At 60.7% G+C, this 17,784-nt stretch carries 21 protein-coding genes and 1 tRNA gene; 12 read left to right on the plus strand and 10 right to left on the minus strand.

All coding sequences use genetic code 11. The features are described 5' to 3' along the window. A partial coding sequence (locus tag LCF59_RS16100) for an Arc family DNA-binding protein (RefSeq protein WP_292288642.1) occupies positions 1–222 on the minus strand: 222 nt, incomplete at its 3' end. A gap of 105 nt (positions 223–327) precedes the next feature. Here LCF59_RS16100 and LCF59_RS17795 point away from each other — a divergent pair. The 3 genes from LCF59_RS17795 to xerC are packed head-to-tail and all read left to right on the plus strand — an operon-like array spanning position 328 to position 1,713. Then, on the plus strand, positions 328–474 hold the full coding sequence (locus tag LCF59_RS17795; protein ID WP_367273417.1) for an Arc family DNA-binding protein: 147 nt from the start codon (positions 328–330) through the stop codon (positions 472–474). After that, the gene (locus tag LCF59_RS16105; protein WP_292288643.1) at positions 452–685 is read left to right on the plus strand and encodes a hypothetical protein; all 234 of its coding nucleotides are present in this window, start codon (positions 452–454) and stop codon (positions 683–685) included. The genes LCF59_RS17795 and LCF59_RS16105 overlap by 23 nt, the downstream gene beginning before the upstream one ends. Further along, entirely contained in the window at positions 682–1,713 is a 1,032-nt protein-coding gene (xerC, locus tag LCF59_RS16110) for a tyrosine recombinase XerC (protein WP_292288644.1), read from the plus strand. Before LCF59_RS16105 ends, xerC begins: the two co-directional genes overlap by 4 nt. Before the next feature lie 68 nt (positions 1,714–1,781). Here xerC and LCF59_RS16115 read toward each other — a convergent pair. Next, positions 1,782–1,855, minus strand: a tRNA-Cys gene (locus LCF59_RS16115). Positions 1,856–2,017: 162 nt separating this feature from the next. Between LCF59_RS16115 and LCF59_RS16120 the strand changes: the two genes are divergently transcribed. From LCF59_RS16120 to LCF59_RS16130, 3 genes are all read left to right on the plus strand, one after another. After that, positions 2,018–2,671 carry a protein-L-isoaspartate O-methyltransferase gene (locus tag LCF59_RS16120; RefSeq protein ID WP_292288645.1) on the plus strand — a complete coding sequence of 218 codons (654 nt, stop codon included), beginning with the start codon at positions 2,018–2,020 and terminating at the stop codon, positions 2,669–2,671. Between the two features lie 87 nt (positions 2,672–2,758). Continuing rightward, complete coding sequence (locus LCF59_RS16125) at positions 2,759–4,156, plus strand: TolC family outer membrane protein (RefSeq protein ID WP_292288646.1); 1,398 nt, start codon at positions 2,759–2,761, stop codon at positions 4,154–4,156. 69 nt (positions 4,157–4,225) lie between these two features. Further along, positions 4,226–5,332: a hypothetical protein gene (locus tag LCF59_RS16130; protein WP_292288647.1), complete on the plus strand. Its 1,107-nt coding sequence runs from the start codon at positions 4,226–4,228 to the stop codon at positions 5,330–5,332. A gap of 180 nt (positions 5,333–5,512) precedes the next feature. On the opposite strand, the gene LCF59_RS16135 is transcribed toward LCF59_RS16130, so the two are convergent. Next, positions 5,513–5,836 carry a DUF6280 family protein gene (locus LCF59_RS16135; RefSeq protein ID WP_292288648.1) on the minus strand — a complete coding sequence of 108 codons (324 nt, stop codon included), beginning with the start codon at positions 5,834–5,836 and terminating at the stop codon, positions 5,513–5,515. Positions 5,837–6,051: 215 nt separating this feature from the next. Between LCF59_RS16135 and efp the strand changes: the two genes are divergently transcribed. Further along, positions 6,052–6,615: an elongation factor P gene (efp, locus tag LCF59_RS16140; protein ID WP_292288649.1), complete on the plus strand. Its 564-nt coding sequence runs from the start codon at positions 6,052–6,054 to the stop codon at positions 6,613–6,615. A gap of 360 nt (positions 6,616–6,975) precedes the next feature. Here efp and LCF59_RS16145 read toward each other — a convergent pair whose 3' ends face one another. The 6 genes from LCF59_RS16145 to thrS form a co-directional block, all read right to left on the minus strand. Beyond that, positions 6,976–7,710, minus strand: coding sequence for a folate-binding protein (locus tag LCF59_RS16145; protein WP_292288650.1), 735 nt, complete (start codon positions 7,708–7,710; stop codon positions 6,976–6,978). A gap of 61 nt (positions 7,711–7,771) precedes the next feature. Next, positions 7,772–8,347, minus strand: a complete 576-nt coding sequence (locus tag LCF59_RS16150; RefSeq protein ID WP_292288651.1) for a DoxX family protein — start codon at positions 8,345–8,347, stop codon at positions 7,772–7,774. Between the two features lie 11 nt (positions 8,348–8,358). Next, positions 8,359–9,108 (minus strand): DNA-binding domain-containing protein, encoded by a 750-nt coding sequence (locus LCF59_RS16155; protein WP_292288652.1) that lies wholly within the window; start codon positions 9,106–9,108, stop codon positions 8,359–8,361. Further along, positions 9,105–9,962, minus strand: a complete 858-nt coding sequence (locus LCF59_RS16160) for a DUF692 domain-containing protein (protein WP_292288653.1) — start codon at positions 9,960–9,962, stop codon at positions 9,105–9,107. Before LCF59_RS16160 ends, LCF59_RS16155 begins: the two co-directional genes overlap by 4 nt. Positions 9,963–10,017: 55 nt before the next feature. Then, positions 10,018–10,323, minus strand: a complete 306-nt coding sequence (locus tag LCF59_RS16165; protein ID WP_292288654.1) for a DUF2282 domain-containing protein — start codon at positions 10,321–10,323, stop codon at positions 10,018–10,020. Positions 10,324–10,554: 231 nt separating this feature from the next. Further along, entirely contained in the window at positions 10,555–12,501 is a 1,947-nt protein-coding gene (thrS, locus tag LCF59_RS16170; protein ID WP_292288655.1) for a threonine--tRNA ligase, read from the minus strand. A 307-nt stretch (positions 12,502–12,808) separates the two neighbouring features. On the opposite strand from thrS, the gene LCF59_RS16175 reads away from it, so the two are divergent. The 5 genes from LCF59_RS16175 (at position 12,809) to LCF59_RS16195 (ending at position 17,237) form a co-directional block, all read left to right on the plus strand. Then, the gene (locus LCF59_RS16175; RefSeq protein WP_292288656.1) at positions 12,809–13,054 is read left to right on the plus strand and encodes a hypothetical protein; all 246 of its coding nucleotides are present in this window, start codon (positions 12,809–12,811) and stop codon (positions 13,052–13,054) included. Positions 13,055–13,331: 277 nt separating this feature from the next. Beyond that, on the plus strand, positions 13,332–14,579 hold the full coding sequence (locus tag LCF59_RS16180; protein ID WP_292288657.1) for an MFS transporter: 1,248 nt from the start codon (positions 13,332–13,334) through the stop codon (positions 14,577–14,579). Between the two features lie 62 nt (positions 14,580–14,641). Continuing rightward, on the plus strand, positions 14,642–15,382 hold the full coding sequence (locus tag LCF59_RS16185; protein ID WP_292288658.1) for an alpha/beta hydrolase: 741 nt from the start codon (positions 14,642–14,644) through the stop codon (positions 15,380–15,382). Between the two features lie 305 nt (positions 15,383–15,687). Further along, complete coding sequence (locus tag LCF59_RS16190) at positions 15,688–16,650, plus strand: ester cyclase (protein ID WP_292288659.1); 963 nt, start codon at positions 15,688–15,690, stop codon at positions 16,648–16,650. 212 nt (positions 16,651–16,862) lie between these two features. Continuing rightward, positions 16,863–17,237: an STAS/SEC14 domain-containing protein gene (locus LCF59_RS16195; protein ID WP_292288660.1), complete on the plus strand. Its 375-nt coding sequence runs from the start codon at positions 16,863–16,865 to the stop codon at positions 17,235–17,237. Positions 17,238–17,259: 22 nt separating this feature from the next. Here LCF59_RS16195 and LCF59_RS16200 read toward each other — a convergent pair. Next, positions 17,260–17,784, minus strand: a 525-nt coding sequence (locus tag LCF59_RS16200; protein WP_292288661.1) for a 5-formyltetrahydrofolate cyclo-ligase, incomplete at its 5' end; no start/stop codon positions are given.

The raw sequence follows: 17,784 nt of genomic DNA on the forward strand, positions 1-17,784 counted from the left end.
GTCTTGTCGCCTTATACGTTTGGCGAGCCAAAGCAGGATCCGCGCGGCCGGTTCTTGAACGGTCTCCGGAGTCTTCGGCGGGTAGTGCTCTTCCAGCAACGCGACGATCTCGGCGTTCATGCTCCTGCGGTTCGCTTCCGCTTTTTCCCGGATCCGATCCCGCAAGCCGTCAGGCATACGGATGATGTATTTGTCTTGGGTTGATGAAGGATAATCAGCCATACTGGCTCCTAGCCATGTTTTTATTGTTGACGCAATGCTGGCGGCTCGCCATGTATAAGTCAAGCCGACACGGGAGGTGAATTGATGCACTGTCGCGAACCGCTGATGCTCCGGCTGCCAAAAGAGCTCAAAGACTGGGTCAAAGAAGAGGCTCAGCGTAACTATAGCTCGCAAAACTCCGAGGTCGTTCGAGCTTTGTTGGCTGCCAAGAAACGGGCAGATCAAAAGCATGCCGAAACGGCGGCAGATTGATGCACTGACGGGAAAAAATATGACGCAAAGAAATGTTCACACGACCGCGCGCCAAGCTGCATCTGCCCTCATTCGCGAGGCCCGGGAGGCAGGCTGGTTGAGGGCGAGGTTCGAAATCAAGCCTGATGGCAGCGTCACGGTCGATGCCGGCATGGCCGAACCGGACAGCAGCGATGAATTTCTCAATGGCGACTTGAGAATGCGAGAATGACTAGAAAGAGCCTGCCCAAGTACGTGTATCGCGACCGTGGTTACGTGCGTTTCATAAGACGTGCCCGAGGCATTTCTGTCATGATGCACGAAGAGGTGGGCTCACCCGAGTTTTGGGATCATCATAACCGGTTGCTGCGGGGTAAACCGGCCCCAAAGCCGGTTAAGCGGAACTTTGAGGCGTTGATCAAGAGCTATTTTCAAAGCGACGCTTACAAGAAACTCAAGCCGCGCACGAAGTCCGATTATAGGCGTTACATGTCCCACATACGAGAGATCTGGGACGACAAAGACCCTGCCAAGATCGAAACGCATCACATTTATGAATTGCATCGCGCCAATGCAGACCACTGGCGACAGGCGAACTATCTCGTGCAGGTGATGGTGGTCCTGATGAACCATGCGCGCTTGATTGGGGTTACGAGGAAAGAGCACGGCAACCCGGCAAAAGGAATCCCGCTCTTCAAGCAGCAAAGCGATGGATGGGAGCCGTGGCCAGATGATGTGCGGGATGAATTTGAAGGGCTCGCAACTCCGCGGGCGCGCCTTGTCTACGAGCTTTGCCTTGGGACTGGACAGAGAATTGGCGACATCCTCAAGATGGAGTGGGCGCATGTTGCGAACGACGGCTTCGATCTGACCCAAGGCAAGACGAATAAACCGTTATGGATCCCACTTACGGATCGCCTGAGTGACTATTTGCAAGGCTTGGAGCGTCGAGAGGGGCGCCTAGTCACCGACTCCAATGGTCAGCCCGTCAGCTACCGCACGATTGCTCAGGAAATGCGCGCGATAAAGGCGCGGATGAAGCACGCTGATGCCGCGCGGTACAAGACCCACGGGTTACGGAAAAACGCGACGATCGAGCTCTATCTGGCCGGCTGTGATGACGAGATGGTCAAGTCTGTGACCGGACATTCTGGCGTTGAGATGCTGAAGAAATATGGTGGTCAGGTCCGGCAACGAGAGCTCGCAAGCCGCGCTCAGGAGGCTCGGAACCGACTGGCGCGCGAAAAGAACGAACCATGAAAGTTTCAACGATTGTTTCAAAACCAACGGCGAAGGAGGTCAAAGATGACGCAAGTCATTGATTTTATTGGAGGCGAGTACCGGAATCGAACCGGTGTACACGGATTTGCAATCCGCTGCGTCACCACTCCGCCAACTCGCCAGAGTGGACTTTCGAATAGGCGGTCGCGCGAGGCGCGTCAAGCGGATATCGGGGCTGGGTGCAGCCCGATGACATGCGAGGATTTCGCGTGCGCTGCGCATTGCTGAACCCGGCGACCTGTGGCAAGAGTCGTGACGCAAACTGAACGAATGAGTTTAGCCCATGACAGACTTTGCTGCCCGCCGGATGATGATGGTCGATACACAGGTGCGTCCTGCGGATGTGACCAAGTTTCCGATCATCGATGCGATGCTATCCGTGCCGCGAGAGCAATTCGTGCCGCGAGACCAGGTCGAGGCGGCCTATGTCAGCGAAAACATCCGGATTGCGCCGCACCGCGTGGTTTTGGAGCCGCGTACGCTGGGCAAGTTGCTGGATGCGATCAATGTCAAGAACAGTGACCTGGTCCTCGATATCGGCATCGGCTACGGCTATTCCTCGGCGGTGATCGCGAGCATGGCGGAGGCGGTGATCGCCGTGGAAGAGGATGCGAGCCTTGCCACCGAGGCGCAAACGCTTCTGTCCGAGCATGGTGCAGACAATGTCCTGGTGCACACGGGGCCATTGACCGATGGCGCGGCGCAGCACGGCCCGTATGATGCGATCATTGTTCAGGGCAGCGTCGAAGAGCTTCCACAGGTGCTGATCGATCAGCTCAAGGAAGGCGGGCGGATCGGATGCGTCTTCATGGAAGGCGCGCTTGGCGTTGTCCGGATCGGATACAAGATTGATGGCAAGATGTCGTGGCGCCATGCATTCAATGCATCCGCGCCGGTCTTGCCGGGGTTTGAAAAAGAGACCACCTTCGCGCTCTGAGTCCGCGTCGGTGACACTAGTCTGCAGTGATCGGTGATACTAGTCTGCAGTGATATGTCCTGGGAGGCATCGGGAATGGCGAAACGCGTGAAACTTACGGCACTTGCGATGGCCTGCGGCCTTGCCGTGACCGGCTCCGTGGTCAAGGCGGATACGCTGGCTGACGCGATGATCGGGGCCTATAACACCAGCGGTCTTCTCGAACAGAACCGGGCGGTCCTGCGCGCGGCTGACGAGGACGTCGCGCAGGCCATGGCGGCCTTGCGACCGGTGATTTCATGGTCAGCGGACGCGACACGCCAATTCGGGACCAGCCGTAGCGAATCGACACGCAATACGATCGTTCCGACAGTCTCGAACAGCGTGTCCGCCAGCCTTGTCGCTGAATTGACGGTCTTTGACAGCGGGCAAAACAAGTTTGCCCTCGAGACGGCCAAAGAGGCCGTGCTGGGAACCCGGCAGCAGCTGATCAATGTCGAACAGCAGGTTCTGTTGTCTGCGGTCGAGGCGCACCTGGAGGTGCGCCGGGCGATTGAAAACGTCGCACTTCGCGAAAACAACGTGCGTCTGATCAGGCAAGAGCTGAATGCCGCCCAGCAACGTTTCGAAGTCGGGGAGGTGACCCGGACCGATACGTCTTTGGCCGAGGCGCGCCTTGCCGCCGCCCGCAGCCAGCTTGCTGCGGCAGAGGGCTCCTTGACGGTGGCCCGCGAACAATATCTTGCCATCGTTGGCCGCTTGCCGAACAATCTTCAACCGGTTCAAAGCCTGCCGAATTTGCCGGACAGCGTCGATGCGGCCAAGGCGATTGCCGTGCGCGCCCATCCGCAGATCAAATCGGTCCAACACCGGATCTCGGCGTCCGAACTCGGCATTCTGCGCGCCAAGGCGGCGATGAATCCATCTGTGCGGCTTGCCGGTCGTCTGACCGTGACCGAGGGGGTGGACTCGGATCGCTTTTCGCGTGGCGGGTCTGTCGGGGTAGAGGCCGGGGGGCCGATCTACCAGGGCGGCCGTCTGACATCGCTTGTCCGTCAGGCAATGGCCAATCGTGATCAGGCGCGCGGCGAATTGCACCAGGCCATCGATCAGGTGTCACAAAATGTCGGCAACGCCTATGCGCAACTGCGAATCGCGGCGGCCAGTCTCGAGTCGACAGAACGCCAGGTGAGGGCGGCCACGGTGGCCTTCCGCGGCGTGCGCGAAGAGGCTGAACTTGGCGCACGCACGACGCTGGATGTCCTGAACGCGGAGCAGGAATTGCTCAATGCACGCTCGGCGCGGATTTCGGCGAAGGTGGACCAGGACCTTGCAGCTTATCGTGTCCTGTCCACCTTGGGGCGCTTGACCGCGTCGGATTTGCGTCTGAACGTGCAGCAATATGATCCGATCTCCTACTACAACCTGGTCAAAGACAGCCCGATTCAGAAAAGCGAGCAGGGTCAGAAGCTTGACCGTGTTCTTCAGTCACTAGGAAAAAACTAAGTTTTTCTTCATCTGTTGTGCGATGAGTGCGACCCGGCTACCTTGTGTCCGAGGTAGCAGTGGTGAACCATGTCTGATCCCGTGAAAAACGCGGAAATCGAAGATGTCCTGACGTCGATCCGCAAGCTCGTGGCGGACGAAGCGCGTCCTGTTCCGCCGGCCCGCAAACCCGACCGGGCGCAGCGGCCCGAACGGTTGGTTCTGACTCCGGAGCAGCGGGTCAAGGACGACACGACGCCGCCGGCAACCAGGGCAGAGCCGGTGCTTTTGACCGAGCCTCTCAACACCCCCGGTGCCGGACAGGTCAATGAACGCCCGATGGAAACGATTCCCGGCGATGCCCGTCTGGCTGAATTCGGCAGGGTCGAGGGTGGGTTTCCCGATTTCGATGAGGTCGAGGAAGACACCACCGGGACAGAAGACCGGGATGATACGCGCCGCACCGAACTCAGCCGCCTGATTGAAGAAGAGGTCGCCGCGGCCTTTGATGCCAGCGAGGCGGCCGTGGAAGACGGTAAGTATGCAGGTGAGGACGCGGTGGCATTTCAAGCTGACACAAAGGATCACGACCGGGCCGAGGATGCGGACGAGGCGGATGTCGCCGCAGTGGAATTCAAGCATTCCCATTACACAGGTAAACCAGCGATAGAGACGCCCGCGCCTGACCCCGTGCCGGAGCAGCCCCCGCAAACGCTTGAGGACAAGGTTGCGGCTCTGGGCCGGCTTGTGGCCCGCGATGCCAACCAGGACTTCGAGGAAGAACGGGATCGGCCCGATGCGGACGATCTTGCCCGCGCGAACGAGCCGATGGAGTGGCCCGATCCTGCCCCCTATATCGAGGCAGAAGAGGAGACGGGCACCGACGCGTCAAATGTGGTGAATGCGCGGGATGCATGGCCGCCCCAGAAGCAGCCGCCACAGGAGCCGGAGTCGCCACAGGTGGACGTCGAGTTGCCGATACAGGATGACGCGGATCAGCCGTCGCATGAGTTTTCAACGGAATCACCCGATGGGGATGCGCCGTTCGAGATCGATGAACAGATCCTCAGAGAGCTGGTCGGCGATATTGTCCGCAAGGAACTTCAGGGCGCGCTGGGCGAACGCATCACGCGAAACGTGCGCAAACTGGTGCGGCGGGAGATTCACCGCATGCTGGTGTCGCGAGACTTTGACTGACCGCTGTCGGTCAAGCTGCACAGGCGCAGGGATCGCAGACACGGGCTGCGCTCTTTGACCAAACTTCAAGGGTTTGCCAGGTCATGTCTGACCCGGCGGGGACAGACACGTTGCATTTCTGCTGAACAACAAGAAAGCGCATCCTCAAAAGGATGCGCTTTCTTGTTTCAGAGCAGGTGGTTAAGCCGCTTCTGCCTGAAGGGCAGCGGCGTTGCGGCGTTCGCTTTCTTCGCGTGACAGCGCCACCGAGGTGCGCACACCCTTTCCAACGAACTCCATCAGGCCTTCGACGACCCGTTCGTTGGGGTCGATGCCCGCGCAGCTCAGCACTTCGCGACCGTCGCGCGACCGCGCCCAACGCGCGATCTGCTCCGGCCCGTTGCCATATTTCTTGTCATCGGCAATTGCGTCATCCAATGCGGCGAGGACCACGGCAGCGAACAGCTTGCGTGCGCGATTACCTTGCTCCGCGTTGAAGGCGGTACCGTCAACGAAATCTTTCATGATCCGTCCTGTGATTATTGCTCTTGTGTTTTCCGGCGTGAGGTTGCTTATGGCGCATTCCAGACGATTCGGATACCCCATTTTCGCATACCTTTTATGCAATTAGGGCATACCGGGACGCCGGTTTGAAACGATATCTGGTTGTCTGGACAGTGCAACATCTCCCAGATATAGGGACCGGCACCTTTCTATCAACCTCCTGACAAGGTTTCGCCATGCCCAAGATCAACGGTAACGAGATCCGCCCTGGAAACGTCCTCGAACATAATGATGGCCTATGGGCCGCGGTGAAGGTCGACCACGTCAAACCCGGCAAGGGTGGCGCCTTCGCACAGGTCGAGATGAAAAACCTGCGCAACGGATCGAAACTGAATGAACGCTTCCGCTCGGCCGACAAGGTGGAACGCGTGCGTCTGGAACAAAGGGACATGCAGTTCCTGTACGAGTCTGACGGTATGCTCGTGTTCATGGACACCGAAACATACGACCAGGTCGAATTGCCTGCTGATATTCTTGGTGAACGCCGTCCGTTCCTTCAGGACGGCATGACCATCGTGGTCGAGTTCTACGAGACAGAGGCGCTCAATGCGTCTTTGCCACAGAAAGTGACCTGCAAGATCGACGAGACCGAACCCGTGGTCAAAGGCCAGACTGCCGCGAACAGCTTCAAACCGGCGGTGCTCGACAACGGGGTCAAGGTCATGGTGCCGCCCTTTGTCGGCCAGGACGAGATGATCGTGGTGAACACCGAGACCATGGAATACGCTGAACGCGCCTGATCACCCAGGCTATCCGCAGATTTGGCGCCTGACACGCTGGGTCTGCAACGGGTGCCTCCGCACGCGGCATTTCCCGGTCGTTAACCCATTTTGAGTGATATCTTCCGCACGGTGCGCACCGAGCGGGAAGGGTCACTCCCATGCCGCGACAGACATCTCATCGGTGAGGCGCGGCGACGCGTCGACCAACCGAAGATCGATCTTGCCGGGGCTTTGCCCCTTGGTCACGGGGGAGACCCCGTCACAGGGATAGAGTTGTCGACCTCCGGGGCGGCGCCGCTTCCTTCACTTCGGCCCTGTCATGGGCTGTGCAGTTCAAACCCTGCCGGGCCGGTCTCGCGCAGGGCTTTGGGCGTCGGATCACGGGGTGTAATGCACCGTTGCATCCTCGGCGCGCATATCACTTCCGGCGCGATCATAGCGCAGATAGGCCAAACCCTGATCGCCCGCCTGCGTGAAAAGCGTACCGGCCGTCTTTTCGCCACAGAGGATCTCTGTGCCCACCGGGGCCCTCCCTTCCAGCGCAACCCGTGCCAGCCCTTTGCGCAGTTGTGTCTTGTGTTTCATCCGGGCGACAACTTCCTGTCCGACGAAACAGCCCTTGCGGAAATCAACGCCGTTCAAACGCTCGAAGCCCATTTCCAGGATGTAACTGTCTTCGGTCAGTTCTATCCCGCTTTCAGGCACCAGCGCGGCAACGCGCACCGCGTCCCAGTCAACATCTGCATCCCCTGGCTGGCCATCATATCCACGCCAGCCCAATGCCGGGTCACGCGGGTCGGCAAAGGCGCCATCCGGTGCATCGCCCAGCCCGCGGGTCACGGCCAGGTCGGTCTCTTCGATCTCCACCTTGGAGCGCAGCTTGTACATCGTCAGCGCTTTTTTCAGATCGGCGGCAAGAGGTGCCGCCACGTCGAGAAGAATGTTTTCCCCGTCTGGCACAAGCAGGAAATCCGCGCGATATTTACCCTGTGGCGTCAACATCGCGGCATAGACCAGACCCTCGCTCAGGTTGGCCACGTCATTCGTGACGAGCCCCTGAAGAAACTCCTGTGCCTCGGCTCCGCTGATCCTGAAAACTGTTCGATCTGACATATGCGCCTTTCGCCTTCGCTGCTGATCAAGAGATAACGGTCAGCCGCGCCGGTGCAAGGGGTCAGGCGGGACGGACCGATGTGCCGAACACCTGCCGCGACAGGATACGGTCGATCGAAAGCGCGCCCGCGCCCTTGATCACAAGCGTCACAAACAGAAACATCCAGAAGGCCCGCTGGTCTAGAATTGCGCTGTCCGGCACCCTGTCGAACCAAGCGCCCAGGGTTTCGGCATGTGCAATGCCGCCGTGACCATATAGGTCGGTCAGGCTTTGAACGCTGACAAAGCCGATCATTCCGAGCGCGGCCAACCGGGTAAAAAGCCCGATCACGATCAGCATCGGGAGGATGAACTCGGCCCATGTGCCGGCAACCACGACCAGCCAGTGAAACACCGACAATTGCGAGACGTCATAGACAACGGCGTCCATCTGTTGGGGAAAGATTTGCGCATAGGCGCCGTCGGAGGGCAGGACAAGTCCCGTGAGCCCGTCGCCAAGTTTCGTCATCGCCGAGGACCAGAAGTATATCAGGAGGGTCGCGGCAAAGACAAAGCGGGCAAGCAGGGGGATAACCCCGTCAAGAGCGCGCTCCAGGCTTGTGAAAATCTCGGAGTATAGGCTGACTATGCGGTCCATGGCTCGAATTCCTAGCTAACAGATGATGAAGGTCTCAGTGCCGTGATTGCGTTCTGGGCCAGGAGCAGGGTCAGCAAACGCGCAAGATCGAAGGCCGCGCCGCCGGCCGCGATGGCCGCGCCGAAGGGTTTGCCGTCCTGAAAGGCGGCCAGCACCTCGGTCGCACCGGGGCCAAGGATGACTGGTTCTGGATCGTATTCTGCGCGCAGGACCGCCACGTCCTGGGGTCCGCCGGATGGCTTGTCCGCGCCGCGCAGGGTGTAATGCCAGATTGCCCCGATGGGCCAGCGTGACCGGATCACCCGCAGCGACGGGGCGAGGTCAATGCGGGTGGTCAGCAATGTCGGCTCGTCCAGTGCCTGCAACACGGCCGGATCGATCCCGGTGCTGTCGGCGGCGTGGTAGCTTTGGCGCATGGCCAGGTCGATCCGGGCGACGTCGCCAAGATAGGGCAGCTGTGCCAATTGTTCGACGCTGGCAAGGAAATCCGGGAACGCCGACCCGTATTGCGACATTACCGGAGATCGGGGCGGTGCCTGCCGCAGGAAACCCCGTGCGAGATGATCAAAATTCTCCCGCCCGATCAGCCCAACGATGGCGGGAAACCCGTCTGCCAAAGCCTGTCGCAGGGCCACCGTGACATTGTTGCGATAGACGCCATAGCGCCGCCCGGCGGGGTGGTCGTGGCCATCGGTCAGCCCCTCTGGCACAGGGGCGGACGGTGCCAGCAGGCCTGAGTGAAAGCTTGTTTGGCTGGTCACGCCAGCACCCGGTTCAGGGCTGCGTCGGCCCGGCGCGCTTCGGCGGCGAGGACGGGCCAGTCGGGCACATCGGTGTCCCATTCCACCAAGAGCGGCTTGGGGCCGGATTGCGCCAGAGTGTGGTCGAGCAACTGCCAGACCGGGTCAACCACGGCACGGCCGTGGCTGTCGATCAACAGGGGCGCGCCATGATCGTCTTCGTCCTCGTCATGACCGCCAAGATGGATTTCGCCTACTGCGTCCAGCGGGTAGGCGTCGATATACCCTTGCGGAGAATAGTCGAGATTGGTTGCGGACACGAAGACATTGTTCACGTCCAACAAGAGGCCGCAGTCCGTCCGACGCACAAGTTCAGCGAGGAAATCCGTCTCGGACCACGTGCTTTCTGCAAAGGCAAGGTAGGAGGACGGGTTTTCCAGCAGCATGCGGCGGCCCAGCGTCGTCTGTACCTCGTCAATATGGTCGGCGACACGTGCGAGCGTGTCATTGGTATAGGGCAGGGGAAGCAGATCGTTCAGGAAATGACTGTCATGGGTCGACCATGCCAGATGTTCGGAAAAGCTGGCCGGGTCGAGCCAGTCGCAGAGGTGCTTGAGCCGTGCCAGGTGGTCCGGGTCAAGCCGTCCTTCACCGCCGATGGACAGTCCGACACCGTGAACGGAAATCGGAAAGCGTTCGGACAGGACCTTGAGCTGCGCAATCGGGCGTCCGCCATCGCCCATGTAATTCTCGGCATGGACTTCGAGCCATCCCACCGGGTTCGGATCGGTCAGGATGTCGGTAAAATGCTGCGCCTTGTAGCCAACGCCGGGACAGGCGGGCAGGTGGCGGAAAGCATGTGTGGCATCAGGCATGTCCGGCTCCGTGATGGTCGGAGATCGGCCAGGTTTGACCGATCTCGTCATGGTTTCAGCCTTGTGGCAGGTCGCGCTCCAGCTCTTCGAGCGATCCGGTCCGCGCCGAGCCATCGGCCATTTCGGGAAGCTCGATTTCGGTGCAGGTGCCGGAATCGACAAGGGTCCATGCGTTGCCCTGGAAATCCACGGTGGATGTTCCGGCGCAGGTTGTGCCCGGACCCGCGGCGCAATCGTTCTCACCGGCGAGCGACACGCCAAAGCATTTTTCCTTGGCCTGGGCTGTCGCTGTGGAGGTGTGTGCGGCAAAGCTGGCGGCAACGGCCCCAACGATTGCGGCGGTCTTGAGTGTCTTCGACATGAGATAGCTCCTTGTACTGACGCGTGATAATAACTGTGCCGCCGGCATCGGCGACGCCGCGACAGCCCTACCATGCCCTGCGGCAGCATGCCGCGCTATTCACGGGGCCGTGCATCACACCGGCGTTATGCGCAGTGAGGCATGGCGAGAAAAATTTTCAGGCTTTTCATGAACATAGAAAAGGCCCCGTTACATGACGGGGCCTTTTCGAAACTTTCCAGCGCTGGAATGTTACAGAAGATCCGGCGGTGTCGCCTCTTTTTCGAGGCTGCTCACGATATCGGTCAGGGATGTTACAGCGGTCTGCTTTTCGCCAAGGCGCCGCACCGTCACTGTCCGGTCCGCGACCTCTCGGTGGCCGATGGCAAGGATCACCGGCACCTTGCCGACGCTGTGTTCGCGCACCTTGTAATTGATCTTCTCGTTGCGGGTGTCCGCCTCTGCGCGCACACCGGCCTTGGTCAATTCGGCCACGACTTCGTGCACATACTCATCCGCCTCCGACACGATGGAGGCCACGACCACCTCGCGAGGAGCGAGCCAGAAGGGCAGTTTGCCAGCGTGTTCCTCGATCAGGATGCCGATGAACCTCTCGAACGATCCGAGCGTTGCGCGGTGCAGCATGACGGGTCGATGGCGCGCCCCGTCTTGCCCGATATAGGTCGCGTCCAGCCGGTCCGGCAGCACGAAATCGACCTGCAGCGTGCCGCATTGCCAATCCCGGCCAATCGCGTCAGTCAGAACGAATTCCAGCTTGGGGCCATAAAACGCGCCTTCGCCGGGGTTCAGCTCGAACTCGCAACCCGCGGCAATCGTGGCCGCCTTGAGGGCATCTTCGGATTTATCCCAGACATCATCCGATCCGGCACGGGTGTCGGGACGGTCGGAGAACTTGACCTTGAACCGCTCAAATCCGAGGTCGCGATAGATTTCTGACAGGAAGTCGATAAAGCGTTTCGTTTCATCTTCGATCTGGTCCTCTCGACAGAAAATATGGGCATCATCCTGGGTGAACCCGCGCACGCGCATGATGCCGTGCAGGGCCCCGGAGGGTTCATACCTATTGCACGACCCGAATTCGGCCATACGCAGGGGAAGATCGCGGTAAGACTTTAACCCCTGGTTAAAAATCTGAACATGACCGGGGCAATTCATCGGCTTGAGCGCATTGACCGCCTTTTCGCGGGCGTGCTCTTCGTCCACTTCGACGATGAACATGTGGTCCTGGTACTTGTCCCAGTGGCCCGACGCCTCCCAGAGCTTGCGGTCCACCACTTGCGGAGTGTTCACCTCGACATATCCGCCGGTGGTCTGCTTGCGGCGCATGTAATCCTGCAACAGGGTATAGATGCGCCAGCCGTTCGGATGCCAGAAGATCTGGCCGGGCGCTTCCTCTTGCATGTGAAACAGGTTCATCTCGCGGCCAAGACGGCGGTGATCGCGCTTGTCGGCCTCTTCGAGGAAGGTCAGGTATTTCTTCAGGTCGTCGCGGTTCCTGAACGCGACGCCGTAGATCCGTTGCAACATCGGACGATTGTTGTCGCCAAGGAAATAGGCGGCAGAGACGTTCATCAGCTTGAACGCATCCGCAGGCACCTGGCCGGTATGCTGCAGGTGCGGGCCGCGGCACAGATCCATCCAGTCGCCATGCCAATACATGCGAATTTCTTCGCCTTCAGGGATCTTGTCGAGGATTTCAACTTTATAAGGTTCGCCGTTGTCGGTGTAGTGCTGGCGCACCTTCTCGCGCGACCACAGCTCGGTCCGTACCGCGTCGCGCGCGTTGATGATCTCTTTCATCCGCTTCTCGATCGCGCCAAGGTCTTCGGGCGTGAACGGCTCTTCCCGGTCGAAATCGTAGAACCAGCCGTTGTCACGCACCGGACCGATGGTGACTTTGACGTCGGGCCAGATCTCCTGCACCGCGCGTGCCATGATGTGCGCCAGGTCGTGCCGGATCAGTTCGAGCGCCGGTGCGTCATCCTGCATCGTGTTGATGGCGATCTGCGCGTCGTTTTCGATCGGCCATTGCAGATCCCAATGCGCCCCATTCACGGTGGCGGAAATGGCTTTCTTGGACAGGGACTTGGAAATGCTCTCGGCGACTTTGGCAGGGGTGATCCCTGCATCGTAGTCGCGCGCATTGCCATCGGGAAAGGTCAGGGAAATCTGGCTCATCGGCCCAGCTCCTCGTCAGTTTGGCGCCCACGGAACGCCCGGTTGCGGGTTATGTATAGTGCCGCGCTTTTGGCAGCGGGGCGGTCTGCCGTCAAGCCATGCCATGCAGACCGGAGCGCAACGAGTCGCCCGCGATGGCATCAAAACGCGGAAATTTTGTGCGGTATACGACAGTATTATGGAAAACCGCCGGATTTCAGGAGGTTGCCGGCCTCCTTTGCTATGGACGAATGCGACGCAATTGTTATCTATACCGACATCCGTATTCGGAAACGTTTACACCACCACACGGCGTAGGGAGCAGACAATGCCTGGCTACAATACCAGTTTCGAATTGACCGTCGAGGACATGGAGCTGATCGAAGACGCGTTGCGCAGCACCAAACAGTCGCTCAATACGGCCGTGATCGATCAGGACGCGGATCCCATCCGCCCGGATGAGACGACGCGCGAACTTGACGCGTCGATGAAGCAGATAAGCGACCTGCTGGGGCGACTCCACAACCAGAAGAACTTTTACCGTCCCAAAACCGGCGCATATATCGGCGGATGAGAGACGGCGCGGGCGGGATCAGCCAGAGAAAACCCGACGGATGACGTGGTTCCCGCCGCCGGGACAAACACCCGGACAGGATGTGCAGCGCAGGGCCATCCAGGTCCGTGATCACGCCTGTAGCGTCCAAAAGCCTCGCCGGCCAGACAAACGCGTGCCGCCGTGCCGCATGGCTACGACGCAAGCATAGCGCAGACGACAACTGGTGTGTGATGCGGAACCAAGAGCTGGTGCCAGCGGTTGCCAAGTCTTGAGGAACCAAGCGGACCGCTGCGACATGACTGACCCGACCACCCAGGCCTATGAAGAGATAACCGATGCCGACGGCCCGGTTGCACAGCGCGAGGTGCGCAACGGGATTCGCCACATGCTCAGCCTGTCGATGACCAAGGTGGCGGATGGCCTGATCGACCCGAAACTGGTGCTCAGCTGGCTGTCCACTGCGCTGGGCGCGCCCGCTGCGCTGACCGGGTTTTTGGTGCCGATCCGCGAGGCCGGCGCCTTGCTGCCGCAGATCGTATTGGCCAGTTGGGTCCATTCGATGGCGTATCGCAAATGGGCCTGGGTTGCCGGATCGGCGGGGCAGGCTGTTGCGGCCGGGGCCATCGTGGTGATCGCCTTGACACTGGAGGGCGGGACCGCCGGGCTGGCGCTCTGCGGCGCATTGGCGGTCCTGGCGCTGTCGCGGGCTGCCAGTTCCGTCAGTTACAAGGACATCCTTGGCAAGACGGTCCGGAAAACCCGGCGCGGCGCGGTCACCGGCGTAGCCGGATCCACGGCGTCGATCGCTGTTCTGATCTTTGCCGGATTGCTCATCTCCGGCCTGCTTCGTGATATAACGCCGGTCGTGATAGCCATTGCGCTCGCCTCTGTCCTTTGGGGCTTTGCCGCCTTGCTGTTCGCGCGGATCGAAGAAGACGCGTCGCACAACGGGGCGGACAGCGCCTTTGATCTGTCGCCACTGAAAGTGGACGGCCAGTTCCGCCTCTTTATCGTGGTGCGCGGGCTCTTGACCGTGACGGCGCTGGCCCCGCCCTATTTCGTGATGCTCGGCGACAGCCAATCGGCCTTGTCCAACCTCGGCGCATTGCTGCTGGCCTCGGCGGCGGCAGCTTTTGCCGGCTCCTATGTCTGGGGACGGCTCTCTGACAGGTCCGCGCGCAAGGTGCTGTTCCTTTCGGGAGCGCTTGCGGCGGCCTTTGCCAGCCTCGCTGTTTTGGCGCAGCTTTCCGGCTGGGCCGACACGCGCTGGGTGGTTCCGGCACTTCTGTTCTTCTTCATGCTGTCCTATCAGGGCGTGCGCTCGGCGCGATCGGTCTATCTTGTCGATATGTCTCCGGAGGACCAACGCGCCTCTTACGCCGCTTTGGCCAACACGGTCATCGGAGCGTTGCTGCTGGTCACCGGGGCGTTTGGCGGTCTTCTGGCATTGGCCGGTCCGGTGACGGCGCTCAGCGGTTTTGCCGTGTTGGCGGTGGTCGGCGGAGGTCTGGCGCTCAGGCTTGACGAGGTGGAAAAAGACTAGTCCCCTCTTGGGGTCCGGTGCACCTTGCGCAAAGATGCGGCGGCGCAAAGATGGAGATACATGTGACACAGATTCAGCATCTCGACGGGCCGAACGGCACGCCGCTCGCCTATGCCAAAACAGAGGGCGACGCTCCGACCATCGTCTTCCTGTCGGGGTATAAATCCGACATGGAGGGCACAAAGGCGGTGCATCTGGAGGCCTGGGCCAAGGCGCTGGGCCGGGCCTTTCTGCGGTTCGATTATTCCGGGCATGGCGCGTCTGGCGGCGTCTTCGAAGAGGGCTGCATCGGTGACTGGGCGCGCGATGCGCAGGCGGTGATCGAGGCGACATGCGACGGACCGATCCTGCTGGTCGGGTCGTCGATGGGCGGCTGGATCGGCTGCCTGCTGACCCGGCGGCTGCGGCACGTGGCGGGGTTCGTCGGCATAGCCGCCGCGCCCGATTTCACCGAAGACGGGTTCTGGGCCGATTTTACCGACGATCAGCGCCGACAGGTCATGCAGGACGGGCAGGTGGCGGTACCGTCCGATTACGGCGATCCCTATATCATCACCCGCCGCCTCATAGAGGATGGGCGTGACAACCTCGTGCTGCGTAACCCTTTGCCTATGCCGTTCCCCGTGCGCCTGATGCAGGGCACCGAGGATACCGCCGTGCGCCGCGAGACCGCGCTGCGGCTGCTGGACCACATCGACAGCCCGGATGTGAAACTGACATTGGTCAAGGGCGCGGACCATCGGTTCTCGGAACCGCAGAACCTGCGCCAGATCGAGGATGCGATCCGTGACGTGATCGGCTGAGGCCGTGATCCCGCTTCGCTTGGATAGGCCCGATAGACAGGCCGGATAGACAGTCCCGGATCGCGCCCGTTTGCCCAGACGGCGGTGTTCCTTGGAACAGTGGATATCGCTGATCACACGGAGCGAGGCAGATGCGGGGGGTCCGTCGTGACGCACAGGGTTGCGGACCCGCAGGGGCTTAAGGGGCAGGCGACACAATGAACGCCTGTTAACCAAATCGAAGCGTCCTCGGTGCAGGCATGGGGCATCGAAATTGACGGGCCGGTGATTCTGCAGGGATCGGCCCGCAGACCGGAAAGGCTGCAATGAAAGGCTTCGACACCCGCTTCACCGATTTTCCCGACTATATCCTTGGGATCACAAAGGAAATCTGGGAGGACCGTGGCCTCGCGGCGCGGATGAAGGACTATTACCATCCGGATGTCATCATTCGCACGCCCGGCGGAATCGCCTTCGGTGAACCGGCCATGACGGCTGCGACGATGGCCACGCTGCATGAATTTCCGGACCGGGCGTTGCTGGGCGAAGACGTGATCTGGTCTGGCAGGCCCGAGGTCGGAATGTTGTCGTCGCATCGTATCCTGTCGACCGCGACCCACACAGGAGACGGTCACTTCGGGCCGGCGACAGGGCGCAAGGTTCGCGTTCGGGCGCTTGCCGATTGCTATGCCAAAAACAACATGATCAGCGATGAATGGCGGATCCGTGACAATGGCGCAATCGTTCGCCAGCTTGGCTTCGACGTCAAGGACTGGGCGCGCGACCGCATCGCCGGGCTTGATCCCGAAACCCAGCCATTTCGTCCGGCTGTCGATGTGCAGGGCCCCTATACCGGGCGCGGCAACGACAACCAGTGGGGCGCGGCGCTCGCCGCAGTGCTGAGCCGTATCATGGCAGGCGAGCTGTCGGTGATCTCCGATCAATACGACCGGGCGATACAGGCCGACCTTCCGGGGGGGCGTACCGTTCATGGCACTGCCGAGGTGGACGCCTTCTGGCTGGGCCTGCGGGCGTCTTTTCCCTTTGCCGGTTTTGACATTCATCACCAGATCGGTCTTGAAGAACCCAACATGCCGCCCCGCGCCGCGATCCGCTGGTCATTGACCGGCAAGCACGATGGCTGGGGCGCCTTTGGTGCCCCCACGGGGGCCGAGGTGCACGTGATGGGCCTTTCGCAGGCCGAATTCGGACCACGCGGGGTTCGCCGCGAATGGACACTCTACGATGAAACCGCGATCTGGATGCAAATTCTGGCCCACTCGGGCTGATACCACGAGGCAAAGATCAATGGCGCCATCCGAGAGGACGGCCCGGATCGGTCCCGCGTCTCATGGCGGTCCCCCTGATCTCACGGGCGAAATCGACATTGACGTGCGGCCCAAAATCACATGTCCGGCAGTTTTCATGCCCGGCTTGACGTGGGTCATGGCAGAGATGTTTCTTTTGGTCTGGAATGGTGATCCAGACACAGGAGGGGACCATGCTGAAAATCACCAAGCCGGAGCCGAACCGTATCGATCTTGACCTGTCCGGCAAGATCACGTCCGAAGAGATGGCAAGCGGGTTGGATGACCTTCTCGAAAAGTCTCAGGATGTGAACGCGGGGCGGATGCTCTACACGATCTCATCCTTTGCCTTTCCCGATCTCAGCGCCATCGCTGTTGAAATGGCGCGCTTGCCCAAACTCTTCAGCCTTCTGGCACGCTTCGATCGCTGCGCGGTCTTGTCCGATGCCGCATGGATCCGAACCGCAGCAGAGGTCGAAGGCGGGTTTTTGCCGGGCATCGATTTCAAGGCGTTCGACCTGTCCGCGCGTGACCAGGCCGAGGCGTGGCTGAAATCCGGGGTCAGTTGACGGGCGCGATGCAGGTTTTGCGCTAGCTTTTCACGTCAATCACACCGCGTTCGGTGACAATCATATCCAGCGGCTGATCCCTGTCCTCCAGAGGCAGGCTGTCGTCCTCCTGTGCGGCATAGGCGAACCCGATGGCCAGCGTGGGGCGCTGCGCGCGCAGCATTTCCAGCGTGCGGTCGTAAAATCCGCCGCCATAGCCCAGCCGCCCGCCAGCGCGGGAAAACGCGACCAGTGGCACGATCAGAACTTCGGGGGTGATCAGCCGTTCCGTGGCTGGCACCATAGCGCCGAAGGGCCCATCGACCAGCGCGCAGTCGGGCTCCCATTGCGAGAACACCAAGGGCTGTGTCTTGGCGCGGATCACCGGGACGCCCACGACGCCATGTGCGGCGGCTTCGGCCATGGCGGGCAAAGGGTCGATCTCGGTGCGCATCGGCATGTAGCCCGACACCGGCACTCCGCGATACCCGGCCAGCACCTCGCTCAGATAGCCCGCCGCACCGCGACGGGAGGCGTCATGCGCCAGTTTGCGACGGGCAAAAGCCGC

The sequence above is a fragment of the Marivita sp. genome (assembly GCF_020055675.1).
GTDB lineage: Bacteria > Pseudomonadota > Alphaproteobacteria > Rhodobacterales > Rhodobacteraceae > Marivita.